This is a genomic window from Actinomadura sp. NPDC048394, assembly GCF_040651755.1.
Lineage (GTDB): Bacteria > Actinomycetota > Actinomycetes > Streptosporangiales > Streptosporangiaceae > Spirillospora > Spirillospora montaniterrae.
Genome location: NZ_JBEZJL010000063.1, coordinates 16,391 through 29,532, shown reverse-complemented (window position 1 = coordinate 29,532; position 13,142 = coordinate 16,391). Strand labels below are relative to the sequence as shown.

The window sequence follows — 13,142 nt, the reverse complement described above, 5'->3', positions numbered from 1 at the left end:
GCGGCCCCTGTATCCGGCCGCGCAGGATCGAGAACGGAGACCCCGCGATCGCCATGACGGACGAGGACGCGCCCCCGGTCGCGGAGAACGACCCGGCCCCCGCCCCCTTCGCCGCCCCCGAGCCGGGCCAGGTCACCGCCTACCGCGGTGTCTCGCTGATCGACGGGACCGGCGGCCCCGTCCGGCACGGCATGGCGGTCGTGACGGACGGCCCGGTGATCAAGGCGGTGGTCCCCGACGCCGACCTCGGTCCGTCAGGGCCGCCCGGCGCCGAGACCGTCGACGTGCGGGGCGCGTTCCTGCTCCCCGGCCTGATCGACGCCCACCAGCACCTGTCGACCCCGCCGAACCGCGCGCAGGCCGAGGCGATGATGCGGCGGCAGGTCTACGGCGGCGTCACCGCGATCCGCGAGATGGCGGGCGACCTGCGGCAGATGGCCGACCTCGCGCGGGCGTCGCTGGTCGGCGAGATCCCCGGCCCGGCCGTCCACTGCGCGGCGCTGATGGCGGGCCCGGGGTTCTTCGAGGACCCCCGCACCCACCAGGTGACGCAGGGGGCGGCGCCCGGTGCCGTGCCCTGGATGCAGGCGGTCGGCGAGGACACCGACCTGCCGCTGGCCGTGGCGGCGGCGCGCGGCACGGGCGCCGTAGCGATCAAGATCTACGCCGACCTCGACGCCGCGCTGGTCGCCCGCATCACCGCGGAGGCGCACCGCCAGGGCATGCTCGTGTGGGCGCACGCGGCCGTGTTCCCCGCCATGCCCGGCGAGGTCGTCGCGGCGGGCGTCGACGTGGTGTCCCACGTCCACATGCTCGTCCACGAGCTGTCCGGCGACCGGCCCCCGTCGTACCGGCGGCAGCGCGAGCACCTCGCGGACGCCTACCGGCGGTTCCTCGACGCACCGGCCGACGCCCTCGACCCCCTCCTCGACGACATGCGCCGGCGCGGGACGATCCTCGACGCGACCACCAGCCTCGTCGCGCGGATGCCGTCGAGCGCGCCGGGCGCGGCCGAGCTCGCTCCGCGCGTGCTGAGACGGCTCATCGACCGGGCGCGGCACGCCGGCGTCACGATCTGCGCCGGCACCGACTACGAGACGGCGCCCAGCGATCCGTACCCGGCGCTCCACGACGAGCTCCGCCACCTCGTCCGCTCGATGGGGATGCCGCCGCACGAGGCGATCCGCGCGGCCACCGCCGCCGGTGCGGCCGCCATCGGGCTCCAAGACACAGTCGGCACCGTCGAAGCGGGCAAGCAGGCCGACCTCATGATCGTCGAGGCGGACCCGTACGAGGACATCGACCACCTGCGTCGCATCGTCACCACCGTCAAGCGCGGCCGGCGCCACGACCGGGCCGACTACGACCGGCCGGCGGCCGGCGACCGGAAGGGAGCGCCCGATGGGCGTTGACATCGAGGACTTCATCGTCATCAACGCGCTCGGCGAGCTGGACGACCCGAACGCGCCCGCGTCGGCCGCCGCCTCCGGCTCCCTCGCCCCGACCAGCGCCCAGCTGTCGATCAACGAGCGCGCACTGGCGGACGCGCACGCGTCCGGCGTGACCGCCATCAACGTGACGCTCGGCTACACGCTCGGCGACTTCCCGCCCTACCGGCACACCCTGGACGAGATCCGGACCTGGGACGCGATCATCGCCGCCCACCCGCGCGACCTGATGCGGATCGACAGCGCCGCCGGCATCGCCGAGGCCAAGCGGCAGGGGAAGATCGGCATCATCTACGGCTTCCAGAACGCCGCCGCCGTGGAGGACCGCCCCGAGCGGGTCGCCGAGTTCGCGGGCCTCGGCGTGCGGATCGTCCAGCTCACCTACAACCAGGCGAACCGGATCGGCGACGGCTCGATGGCGCCCGGCAACCGGGGCCTGACGCCGCTCGGACGCGAGGTCGTCGAGGCCCTCAACGAGCAGCGCGTCATGGTGGACCTCTCGCACAGCGGCGAGCGCACGTGCCTGGAGGCCGCGCGGGTGTCCGCGCAGCCCGTCTCGATCAACCACACCGGCTGCCGCGCGCTGGTCGACCTGCCGCGCAACAAGACCGACGAGGAACTCCGCCTGGTCGCCTCCAAGGGCGGGTTCGTCGGCATCTATTTCATGCCGTTCGTCAACGCCACCGGCCACGCGACGGCCGCGGACGTGGTGGAGCACATCGCGCACGCGGTCGACGTCTGCGGCGAGGACCACGTCGGCATCGGCACCGACGGCGCGATCACCGCGATCGACGATCTGGACGCCTACCGGGAACGGCTCGCCGAGCAGGTGGCCCAGCGGCAGGCGGCGGGCGCGTCCGCGGCGGGCGAGCGCGCCGACACCTTCCCGTTCGTCGTCGACCTGCGCGGCGCCGGCCAGTTCCGGGAGCTGGCGCGGCTGCTGGACGAGCGCGGCTTCTCCTCGACCCGGATCGAGAAGATCCTCGGCCTGAACTTCCTGAACTACGCGAAGGAAGTCTGGGGAGCCTGACGCCCGCCGGGCCGCGCACGACGCGGCTGGACCGCGGCCCGGCTGGACCGCGGCCCGGCTGGACCGCGGCCCGGCTAGACGGCGCGGTGCAGGGCGAGGGAGAGGTTCACGGCGCCGTCGACGACGGCGTCGAGGTCGGTGCCGAGACGGCCGTCGGCCCACTGCTGGGCCAGCTCGGTCATGGCGCCGGTGAACATGGTGGCGGCGATGACGACCGGGAGCGGCGGGTCCTGGTCGCGGGTCATCGCGAGGACGCCCTCCAGCAGCGCGGTCTGCGCGGCGCGGCGGCGGGCGGCGAGGATCTCGTTGCCGCGCGCCTCGGCGAACAGCACGCGCCCGCGGCCCGGGTCGTCGCTGATGAACCGCAGGACGGCGCGGATGCCCGCGCGGGTGCGCGCATCGGGGCGCGGGCCGGCGTCCTCGACCGCGCGGGCGAGGACCGCGCCGAGCGCGGTGGCCTGCTGGTCGTACACGGCCGCGAGCAGCTCGGCGGTGTCGGCGAAGTTCTCGTAGAAGTAGCGCGTGTGCAGCTCGGCCTCGCGGCACACCGCGCGGACGGCCAGCGCCGCCTCGCCGCCCGCGGCGAACAGCCGGTACGCGGCCCGGACGAGCATGTCGCGCCGCTCGTCCCGGCGCCGGGCGGCGGGGACCCCGGCCCACCGGGTGTTCGCGGCCGTCCGGGCGTTCGCCATGGCGGCCACGATACCAAGTCTGGACACGCATGTACCCAAACACTTACGCTGAGTCTGGACACAGTCGTATCCAGACTCTGACGGGAGCGCCGGGATGGCACCCAGGACGAACATCCTCGCGGCACGCTTCGAGCGGGCCTTCGACGCCGAGATCCGGTCCCGGTTCTTCCGGGGCCTGGACTTCGCCGGACCCGAGGGCGACCCGGGCTGGTTCGGCCCGGACAGCGCGGTCTGGTACGTCCATTCGCACCTGCCGACCCTGGTCCTCGGCCTGGTCGGCGCCGCCTACATCGAGGGCCTCGACCCCAGCATCAGCTGGATGGCCTACGACCACTCCCGCATCCCCGAGCGGGTGGACGGCGTCCCGACCGGCGGCATCGACCCGGAGGGCGCCGCCGTCCGGCTCGGCCACTCGCTGTCGTTCTTCATCGGCACCGCCTACGGCTCCACGGCGACCGCCGAGCGGCTCGCCCGCACCGTCCGCGCGATGCACCACACCGTGAAGGGCACCCGTCCGGACGGCCTGCCGTACGACGCCGACGACCCCGACTGGCTGCGCTGGAACTACGCCACAGTCGTGTGGGGGCTCGCCAGGGCCCACGAGCGCTACCACCGCAAGCCGCTGCGCGGCGCCGACCTGGAGCGCTACTACGGCGAGTTCGTCCGGGTCGGGGAGGCGCTCGGCGGCACGGACCTGCCCGCCACGAAGGCGGAGGTCGCCGAGTGCCTGGAGTCCTACCTGCCGCGCCTGGCCGTCACGCCGATCAAGGCGTTCGGGACCGGCCCGAACCTGCGCGGCAACGGCACCAAGCCGTGGGAGCCCGGCAGCCCGTTCATGGACTGGGCGGCCCGCGACATGCTCCCCGAATGGGCGCAGAAGCTGGCGCTCTACCAGCGGCCGAACCCGCTGGTGCTGCGCATGCGCCGCAGCGCCCTGTGGCTCGCGCTCAACGGGCTGTACGACGCGACCGGCCCGCTGCCGGAGTTCCGGCAGGCGCAGGCCCGGGTGGCGGGCGGCACGTCGGCCCCCGTCGCGGTGACCGCGCCGTCCGCGCCCGACCCCGCGCTGACCCGCGAGGAAGTGGAGGCCATCGCGTAGCGGGCGGCGCCTCGCCGGCGCGCCCGCGTCTAGCGGGAGCGTTCCGCGCGGCGGGTGCCGAGGCAGGCCAGCACGGCGAGCGCGGACAGCGCCGCCATGCAGGCCAGCGCGTACCGGTAGCCGACGACGAGCTGCTGGACGCCCTGCCCCGACACCCGCGACAGGTCCCCTGCGAAGACGTGCGCGCGCAGCGCGGCCGGCACCGGCCCCGCGATGATCGAGAAGGCCAGGGCGGTGCTCACCACGATGCCGGTGTTCTGCACCATCAGCCGCATCGCGTTGACGACGCCGAGCCGGTGCGACGGCAGGCCGCTCAGCAGCGCCGTCGCGTTGGAGGGCAGGAACGTCCCCGACCCGGCGCCCAGCAGCATCAGGCCCGCCGCGACCGGCGCGTACGGGACGCCGCGTCCGAGCACGGCCAGCAGTTCGAGCAGCCCGAGCGTCGTGAGCGCGGTGGCGAGGACCGTCATGGTCCGGGCGCCGACGCGGTTCTCCAGGAAGCCGGCGCCGGTGGACGCCAGCACCGCGACCGCCGACATCGGCAGCACCTTGAGCCCGGCCGTGACGGGGTCGTCGCCCTGCACGGACTGGAAGAACAGCGCGAGCAGCACGACGGCGCCCATCCGCGCGGTCGCGTTGAGGAACGTGGCGAGCAGCCCGAGCGCGAACGGGCCGTCCCGGAACAGGGCGATGTCGACGACGGGACGCGCGGAGCGGCGCTCGACCGCGAGGAAGACCGGCAGCAGCACCGCGAAAACGGCGATGCCGCCGAGCACGACCGGGCTGCCCCATCCCCGGTCGTTGACCTGCGAGAGCCCGAACAGCAGCCCGCCGAGCCCGGCGAGGACGAGCAGGTTGCCGGGCAGGTCGACGCCGCGCTCGCGGGACGCCGCCTCCACGGGCCGCAGCGCGACGGCGCCCCAGAGCAGGCACAGCACGCCGAACGGCACGTTGTACCAGAACACCCAGCGCCAGCCGAAGGCGTCGGTGAGGTAGCCGCCGAGGGTGGGCCCGGCGAGCTGCGCGATGGAGAACGAGGCGGTGTAGACGCCCATGGCGCGGCCGAGCCGCTCGCGGGGGAACGCGTCGGTGACGATGGCGGCGCTGTTGGCCAGCAGCATCGCGCCGCCCGCGGCCTGCAGCACGCGCAGGCCCACGACCGTCCAGGCGGTCGGCGCGAAGCCGAGCAGCAGGCTCGCCAGGGTGTAGGCGCCGAGCCCGGACAGGTACATCGCCCGGCGGCCGAACATGTCGGCGAACCGCCCGAACACCACGATGAGGACGGTGCTGGCCAGCATGAACGCCAGCAGCATCCAGTTCGCGGCGAGCGGCCCGGCGTGGAAGTGCCGCACCACCGACGGCAGTGCGACGTTGAGGGTGTTGCCGCCGAGGCCGGTCAGCACGCTCGCCATGCTCACCGCGGACAGCGTCCACCACGGGTCGCCGGGCCGTCCGGCGGCGGGCTCCGGGCGGCGGACGGCGGGCGTCGTCCCGGTCACGCGGGTGCGCCGGCAACGCCCATGCGGGCCTCCCGACCGACGAGCGAACGAACCTCTTTCTAGATCTTGATACTAGAACTCGATTCGAGAATCTAGCCCTTGACGGTACTGAATGAACGGTCTTTTAATTCCGTCCATGGGCCGGATCGCTGGCGTCACGGCGGCAGAGACGCGGGAGCGGCTGCTGCGCGCGGCGGCCGACGTCTTCGCCGAGCGCGGATACGACGGCACGCGCGTCGCCGACATCGCCAATGCCGCCGGAGTCAGCAACGGCGCGCTCTACGCGCACTTCGGCTCGAAGGGCGAGCTGCTCGTGGCGGCGCTGCGCACGCACGGCCGGCAGATGCTCGCCGAGCTCGTCGCCGCCGACCCGGAACGCTCGATCACCGAGTCGCTGCTGATCATCGGGCGGTGGCTGCCGAAGCGCCGGGACGCGCGCGGCCACCTCGTCGTGGAGGCGCTCGTCGCGGCCCGCCGGGACGCCGACGTGGCCCGGCCGATGCACGACTACATGGACGAGCGCGCCGCCGTGCTGGAAGAGCTGGTGCGCGCGGCGCAGGCCGGCGGGGAGATGGACGGGGCGCTGTCGCCGAACGCGATCGCGCACTTCTGCCTGCTGCTGGCGATGGGCAGCGTGCTGGTCCCCCCGGAGATGCACGGGGTCGGCGACGAGGAGTGGTCCGCGCTGCTGACCCGCGTCGTCGCGGCCTTCGCACCGGCCCGCCCCGCGCCGGGGGAAGCGGCGGGTCCCGAAGCGGAGACAGGAGGAACGCGATGAAGGTGCGGATCGATCCCGGGCGCTGCCAGGGGCACGGCCGCTGCTACGACCTGGCCCCCGGCCTGTTCGGCGAGGACGACGAGGGCTACGGCACCGTCCTCGGCGACGGGACCGTCCCGGCGGACGGGGAGCAGGACGCGCGCCGCGCGGCGGCCAACTGCCCCGAGCGCGCGATCACCGTCGTGAAGGAGGCGGAGGCATGACCACCGACGGCGAGACGACAACCGGGGCGGCCACCGGGGCGAGCACCGGCGACGACCGGTTCACCCAGGGCTTCGAGGAGATGCGCGAGAGCCGCCCGCTCGGCACCCGCAACGAGGTCGTCACCGGCCCCGTGGCGGACTGGGCGACCGACTTCTCCCACATGGAACCCGAATGGGCCGCCGACCCCTACCCGATCCAGGACGACCTGCGGCGGCGCTGCCCGATCGCGCACACCGGCCGGTTCGGCGGCGGCTGGCTGCCGACCCGCTACGAGGACGTCAGCGCGATCGCCTACGACACCGAGCGGTTCTCGTCCCGGTCGATCGTCATGAGCAACTTCCGCCCGCCGCTGGAGGCGGCGCCGGTCGGCGGGGTGCCGCCGATCTCGTCCGACCCGCCGTTCCACCACGACGCGCGCAAGCTGCTGCTGCCGGCCTTCACCAAGACGGCCGTCTCGCGGCTGGAGCCGGCGACCCGCGCGTTCTGCCACGCCCTCATCGACGGCCTGGAGCGGGACGGGGACGTCGTCGACGCGGCCCGCGACTACGCCCAGCACATCCCGATGCGGGTCATCGCCGACATGCTCGGGTTCCCGCCGGAGGACGGCCCGAAGTTCCGCGAGTTCGTCGAGAACGCGCTGGAGGGCGTCAACCGGCCGCCGGACGAGCGCATCGCGCGGATGGAGAAGCTGTTCGACTACCTCCTCGACCAGATCCGCGACCACGTCGACCGCCCGCGTGACGACCTCACGACCTACCTGATCAACGCCGAGCTGTACGGCCGCAAGCTCGACCCGTCGCACGTGTCCGGGACGATGGCGCTGCTGCTGATCGCGGGCATCGACACGACGTGGAGCGCGATCGGCGCGTCGCTGTGGCATCTGGCGAAGACGCCGGCCGACCTGGAGCGGCTGGTCGCCGAGCCGGAGCTGCTGCCGACGGCGATGGAGGAGTTCCTGCGCGCCTACGCCCCGGTGACGATGGCGCGGCTGGTGAAGCAGGACATGCACTGGCGCGGCGCCGACATGAAGGCCGAGGACTGGATCCTGCTGTCGTTCCCGGCCGCCAACCGCGACCCCGAGCAGTTCGACCGCGCCGACGAGGTCGTCATCGACCGGGAGGTGAACCGGCACGCCGCGTTCGGGCTCGGCATCCACCGCTGCGTCGGCTCGCACCTGGCGCGCATGGAGCTGCGCGTCGCCCTGGAGGTCTGGCTCGAACGGTTCCCGCGCTTCACCCTCGACGACCCGTCGGCGGTGACGTGGGCCGCCGGGCAGGTCCGCGGCCCCCGCACGCTGCCCCTTCGCATCGGCTGACCCGCCCGTCCGGGCGCGGCCACCCGCCGCGCCCGGACCCGCTCACCCCGGCCGGGCGGCTCGCCGCGCCCGGACCGCTCGCTCCGGCCCGGGCGGCTCGCCGAACCGGGTTCCGTTCAGCCGGCCTCGGGCAGCTCGTCGCGGATGTCGAAGACGCGTTCCAGCCCGGTGACCCGCAGCACGTTGCGGACGCGCTCGGTCGGCCGCACCAGCACGAACCGGCCGCGCATCGCGGCGATCCGCTTGCTCGCCCGGATCAGGACGTTCAGCCCCGACGAGTCGCAGAACGTCATGCGGGTGACGTCGACGACGACCCGCGGCCGCCCCTCCGCGCCGATCGCCTTCGACAGATGCTCGTCCAGCGTCCCGGCCGTGGCGAGGTCCAGCTCTCCCGCGACCGTCACCACCGTCCAGCCCGCGTGCTCGGCGACCCCGAAACTCGCGCCGTCGCCCGGCGCCCCATCAGCGGCCCCCATGCGCTCACCCTCCGATCGTTCCCCTCGGGCACCCTAGGGGATCATCGGCGCAGCAGCCTGGCGGCGCCCACCGCCGCCCCCGTGGCGGCCGCCCCCGCGGTCGCCGCGCCGACCAGGTACTTGTGCTTCGCCGCCCACAGCTGCGGGCTGTGCGGGTGGGCCTCCTCGTCGAACCGGCCGTGCGCGCCGTAGTCGCGGCCGCCGGTGCCGTCGGCGGGCTCCCACAGGTTCGCGGCCTGGTCCGGCGGGCGCTTCTGCTCGGTCTGCTGCGACGAGAACGCGGTCCGCGCCAGGTAGCGGTCGAGGAGCCCGGCGGCGAACTTGTTCGCGATGAGCGTGCCGACCGTGCTCCCGCCGACCCAGTACTCGCGGCGCCGCGGATGCTCCGCCGCGTACAGCAGCGCGTCCGCCGCGATCTCCGGCTGGTAGATGGGCGGGACCGGCTGCGCGCGGCGCGGCAGCCGCGACAGCACCCAGCTGAACTGCGGGGTGTTGACGCCCGGCATCTCCACCATCGTCACCTTCACGCCGGGGCACGCGTGCAGCAGCTCGGCCCGCAGCGAGTCGTGCAGGCCCTGGACGGCGTGCTTGGCGCCGCAGTACCCGCTCTGCAGCGGGATCCCCCGGTAGGCCAGCGCCGACCCGCACTGGACGATCACGCCGCGCTCGCGCGGCATCATCCGCTTCAGCGCCGCCCGGGTGCCGTTGACGTAGCCGAGGTAGGTGACCTCGGTGATGCGCTTGAACTCGTCCGGCTCGATCTCCCAGAACGGCGCGAACACCGACGAGAACGCGACGTTCACCCACACGTCGATGGAGCCGAACCCGTCCTCGACGCGCTGCGCGGCCTTCTCGACCGCGACGTGGTCCGCGACGTCCACGCTGATCGGCAGCGCGCGCCCGCCCGCCTTCTCGACGTCCGCGGCGGCGCCGTCCAGGCCCTCCTCGCCGCGCGCCAGCAGCGCGACCCTGGCGCCGCGCTCGCCGAACACGCGCGCGGTGGCACGGCCGATGCCGCCGCTGGCGCCGGTGATCACCACGACGCTGTCCCTGTCGATCCCGTACTTCATCGCGGCCCTCCAACCGGATCCGTCGGCACACGGCAGCATTGCCCGCACAGACGCGTCCGTAACGCGGCGCGGCGCCGCGTCCGCCCGGATCCGCGGTGCTCCGGGCGCGTTCGCCCGCCGGGGGAGCGGTCGCTCCGGGGCGGCGGCTATCCGGGGCTGAGGGGGAGCCGCACGACCATGCAGGTGCCGGACGTCCGGTCGGCGATGTGCAGGGCGCCGGCGATCTGCCGGGCGATCGCGAGCCCGAGGCCGGTCCCCTCCGGCTCGCGGCTGCGCGCGTCGGGACGGCGGTAGAACCGGCGGAAGACCGCCTCCCGCTCGCCCGGCGGGATGCCCGGACCGTCGTCGAGGACCTCCAGGACGGCGTGCCCGTCGGTGCAGCTGAGCCGCACCTCCACCCGGCTGCCCGCGTGCCGCTCGGCGTTGGACACGAGGTTGTCCAGCAGCCGCGCCAGCCGGATCGCCGAGCCCCGCACCAGCAGCCCGCGCTCCAGCCGGGTCGCGACCGCCACGTCGGGCTCGCGGCCGGCCAGCTCGTCCTCCACGAGGCGCGCCAGGTCCACGGTCTCGGTCTGGACGGGCGCGCCGGCCTCCAGCCGTGCCAGCTCCAGCAGGTCCGTGACGATCTCGCCGAGCCGGTCGGCGTCGTGCAGCGCCGCGTGCAGGACCTCCTGGGAGTCGGCCTCGGGATCGGTCAGGGCGAGCTGCAGGCGGGTCTGCAGGCCGGTGAGCGGCCCGCGCAGGTCGTGCGAGGTGTCGGCGACGGCCTGCTGCTGCCGCCGCAGGGCGTCGCGCATCGCGGCGTTCGCCCGCCGCTCCTCCTCCTGCGCCTGGTGGAGCCGCTGGTTGACGTCCTGAAGCTCGCGCGCGCGGGCGAACAGCTCGGCCTCGACCGCCTCCACCCGGGCCGCGGCCGGCTCCCCGGACGGGTGGCCCTGATGCAGCTGCTTGATGTACGCGGTCACCTCCTCCGCCCGGTGGATGAGGGCGATGACCCTGCCGGCGGAGTCGAAGAGCGGAGCGTTGCGGACGCTCCAGTACCGCTCCTCGTAGTCCCCGGGCCGGTCGGCCCTCTCCACGTCGTAACGCAGCAGCGGCATGACCTCGGTCTCGCCCTCCGCCGCCACCCGCTCCAGCGACGCCCGGACGTCGGAGATGCGGTGCCCGCCGGGGCCGCCGGGGAACATCTCGTAGAAGTGGCGCCCGAGGAGCCGCTCCCGCGGCTGTCCCGCGAGGCGCTCGTAGGCGCGGTTGACCGTCACGTACCGCAGGTCGTTCGTCAGCACCGCGCAACCGACGGGCATCGCGTCGAAGACCGCAGACAGGTCGATCTCGGCCACCCTCCATATCTATCCGGTCAGGGCAAAAGGCCGGGAAGCCCCGGGCATCCCGGCCGCAAAACCCCGACCTCAGCCGGGCACGGACGGCCCGCGGCCGCGCCGCGCCGCCCGCGCGGCGGCCGTCCCCGGCGGCTCCGGCGCCTCCGCGGCGCCGAGCTCCTCGATCACGTCGCGCATGGCGCCGCACAGCGCGTCCATGTCGGCCACCAGCGTCGCCTCCGCGCTGATCCCCATGTTCAGCATCCCGGTCCAGCCGAGGGCGCCGACCGCGAGCGGCGCGCCCGGCCCGGTCGGGACGATCGGGTGCGCCACGATCAGCGGGGCGCCGGCGAGCCGCGTCGGGGTGTTCGAGCCGGGGAGGTTCGTGGCGATCGCCTGGAACGTCCGGCCGCCGTACACGGCCCGCGCGAACGCGTCGTGCAGCACCGGCGGCAGCGCCCGCGACGCCCGCTGCATCACGAACGCCGAGGCCAGCGCCCGGGTGCCGGACCGCAGCCGGCGCGTCGCCGCGGCCAGCGTGCGCAGCCGCTCGACCTCGGGCATCGGCCCGTACGGCAGGTCCACCATGACCGCCGACGTGTGGTTGCCCTCGGGCGGCACCACCGGCCCGCCCGTCATCAGCGGCACCGCGACCCGCAGGGTGGACCCGGCCTCCGGTCCGCCCGCGGGCAGGCCGACCCGCCGCAGCCCCCCGGCCAGCGCGCACAGCACCACGTCCGTCACCCGCACGCGGTGCTTGCGGGCGAGGTCGCGGACCACCGGCATCGGTAGCCGGAACGTGCCGAACGCCCGCTGCGCGGTGCCGCTCGACGGCAGCCGCGTCCTCTGCCGCGACTCCGTCGCGAGCTGCGCGATCCCGGCGACCGTGCCGAGCGCGCGGCGCGTCGCCGACGGCCCGGCGCCCGCGGCGGGCAGCGCGTCCGGGGGCGTCAGCATCCGCAGCACGTGCGTGATCACCCCCATGCCGTCCGCGACGACATGGTGCATCAGGAAGATCACCGCCGACCGGTCGGGGGCGTACCCGCGCACGAGGATCATCCGCCACATCGGCCGGTCGCGCGGCAGCGGCTCGCTCTGCAGCGCGCCGACGAGCGCGTTGAGCCCGGCGTCGCCGCCCTCCGCCAGGACCTCCTCGTGCACGTGCCAGTCCCAGTCGATCACCGGGTGGCGGACCCAGCGGCGCCGGCGCAGCCGCGACGCGGGGGTCATCCGCTGGCCCAGCCGGGGCAGCTCGTCCAGCTTCCCGCGCAGCGTCGCGATCATGTCCGCGCGGCTCGGCGACCCGTCCGGCGCGTCGAGGAAGATCAGCCCGCCGACGTGCTGCGGCGTCCGGTCCGACTCGACGGCCAGGAAGAACGCGTCCTCGGGCGGGACGATCGGGGCGCGCGGGCGGCCGGGGTCACGGTCGGTCACGAGGTACGCGAGCACGACCACGGCGAGCGCGCCCGCCGCGTCCAGCACGTAGTGGTTCGCGGTCGCCATGATGACGTAGAGCGTCACGAAGACGTGCAGCAGGCTCGCCGCCTGCAGCCGGCGCCGGACCGACAGCCGGGCCAGCTCGACGCTCACCCACAGTGCCCACGCGACGTGCAGCGACGGCATGGCCGCGAGCCGGTCGGCGTGGTCGACGACCGGGCTGCCCCACGACCCCCACGTGCCGTGCTTCATGACGGTGTCCACGAACCCGAGGTCGGGCACCAGGCGCGGCGGCGCCACCGGCCATAACGCGAAGCAGACCGCGCCGATCACGTTGATCAGAGCGAAGGAGTTGCGGGCGACCCGGTAGCGCTCGGGGCGCCTGCGGTACAGCCAGGCCAGCAGGAACAGCGTGGTGGCGAGGTAGACGGTGGCGTACTCGTAGTTCGCGACGACGGCGACGGACCGGTGCGCGGCGAGCCAGTCGTTGAGCGGCTTCTCGGCGGCGATGTGCAGCGTCCGCTCGAGGTCGTAGATCCGCCGGCCGTGGTCGGCGGCGGCCGCGTGCCGGTCGCCGACGGGGACGGCGGCGGCGACGGCGTAGAGGGCGAAGAGCGACAGCCCGAACGCGAGTTCGCGCGCGAGCGGGGGCCGGCGGCCCGGCGCGGGGGGGAGCGCGGAGGGGTCGGTTTCTGGGGTCACCAACCACTAGTAACCCAAAAACTTGGCCTATACACATATATATGATCGGTTTCGCGTTTACCCAGCGATCAAC

At 74.4% G+C, this 13,142-nt stretch carries 12 protein-coding genes; 6 read left to right on the top strand and 6 right to left on the bottom strand.

What is annotated here, in order from left to right:
• The first annotated feature begins 53 nt into the window (after positions 1-53).
• Both AB0C78_RS36045 and AB0C78_RS36040 read left to right on the top strand, forming a co-directional pair.
• The gene (locus AB0C78_RS36045) at positions 54-1,412 is read left to right on the top strand and encodes an amidohydrolase family protein (RefSeq protein ID WP_360756983.1); all 1,359 of its coding nucleotides are present in this window, start codon (positions 54-56) and stop codon (positions 1,410-1,412) included.
• Positions 1,402-2,478 carry a membrane dipeptidase gene (locus tag AB0C78_RS36040; protein WP_360756981.1) on the top strand — a complete coding sequence of 359 codons (1,077 nt, stop codon included), beginning with the start codon at positions 1,402-1,404 and terminating at the stop codon, positions 2,476-2,478. The genes AB0C78_RS36045 and AB0C78_RS36040 overlap by 11 nt, the downstream gene beginning before the upstream one ends.
• Positions 2,479-2,552: 74 nt before the next feature.
• On the opposite strand, the gene AB0C78_RS36035 is transcribed toward AB0C78_RS36040, so the two are convergent.
• Complete coding sequence (locus AB0C78_RS36035) at positions 2,553-3,170, bottom strand: TetR/AcrR family transcriptional regulator (RefSeq protein ID WP_360756979.1); 618 nt, start codon at positions 3,168-3,170, stop codon at positions 2,553-2,555.
• Positions 3,171-3,264: 94 nt separating this feature from the next.
• Here AB0C78_RS36035 and AB0C78_RS36030 point away from each other — a divergent pair, with 94 nt between their 5' ends.
• Positions 3,265-4,269, top strand: a complete 1,005-nt coding sequence (locus tag AB0C78_RS36030) for an oxygenase MpaB family protein (protein ID WP_360756976.1) — start codon at positions 3,265-3,267, stop codon at positions 4,267-4,269.
• Positions 4,270-4,298: 29 nt separating this feature from the next.
• Here AB0C78_RS36030 and AB0C78_RS36025 read toward each other — a convergent pair whose 3' ends face one another.
• Complete coding sequence (locus AB0C78_RS36025) at positions 4,299-5,768, bottom strand: MFS transporter (RefSeq protein WP_360756974.1); 1,470 nt, start codon at positions 5,766-5,768, stop codon at positions 4,299-4,301.
• A 136-nt stretch (positions 5,769-5,904) separates the two neighbouring features.
• On the opposite strand from AB0C78_RS36025, the gene AB0C78_RS36020 reads away from it, so the two are divergent.
• Genes AB0C78_RS36020 through AB0C78_RS36010 form a run of 3 tightly spaced genes read left to right on the top strand, consistent with a single transcriptional unit; the run spans position 5,905 to position 8,065 of the window.
• Positions 5,905-6,546, top strand: a complete 642-nt coding sequence (locus AB0C78_RS36020) for a TetR/AcrR family transcriptional regulator (RefSeq protein ID WP_360756971.1) — start codon at positions 5,905-5,907, stop codon at positions 6,544-6,546.
• Entirely contained in the window at positions 6,543-6,749 is a 207-nt protein-coding gene (locus AB0C78_RS36015; protein ID WP_208252354.1) for a ferredoxin, read from the top strand. The genes AB0C78_RS36020 and AB0C78_RS36015 overlap by 4 nt, the downstream gene beginning before the upstream one ends.
• Entirely contained in the window at positions 6,746-8,065 is a 1,320-nt protein-coding gene (locus tag AB0C78_RS36010; RefSeq protein ID WP_360756968.1) for a cytochrome P450, read from the top strand. Before AB0C78_RS36015 ends, AB0C78_RS36010 begins: the two co-directional genes overlap by 4 nt.
• Positions 8,066-8,181: 116 nt before the next feature.
• On the opposite strand, the gene AB0C78_RS36005 is transcribed toward AB0C78_RS36010, so the two are convergent.
• From AB0C78_RS36005 to AB0C78_RS35990, 4 genes are all read right to left on the bottom strand, one after another.
• A complete protein-coding gene (locus AB0C78_RS36005; RefSeq protein WP_151541227.1) occupies positions 8,182-8,541 on the bottom strand; it encodes an STAS domain-containing protein in 360 nt (119 codons plus the stop codon).
• Positions 8,542-8,582: 41 nt separating this feature from the next.
• Positions 8,583-9,611, bottom strand: coding sequence for an SDR family oxidoreductase (locus AB0C78_RS36000; RefSeq protein ID WP_360756965.1), 1,029 nt, complete (start codon positions 9,609-9,611; stop codon positions 8,583-8,585).
• A gap of 146 nt (positions 9,612-9,757) precedes the next feature.
• Positions 9,758-10,951 (bottom strand): PAS domain-containing sensor histidine kinase, encoded by a 1,194-nt coding sequence (locus AB0C78_RS35995; RefSeq protein WP_360756963.1) that lies wholly within the window; start codon positions 10,949-10,951, stop codon positions 9,758-9,760.
• 69 nt (positions 10,952-11,020) lie between these two features.
• Positions 11,021-13,069 (bottom strand): phosphatase PAP2 family protein, encoded by a 2,049-nt coding sequence (locus AB0C78_RS35990; protein ID WP_360756960.1) that lies wholly within the window; start codon positions 13,067-13,069, stop codon positions 11,021-11,023.
• Between the last annotated feature and the right edge of the window lie 73 nt (positions 13,070-13,142).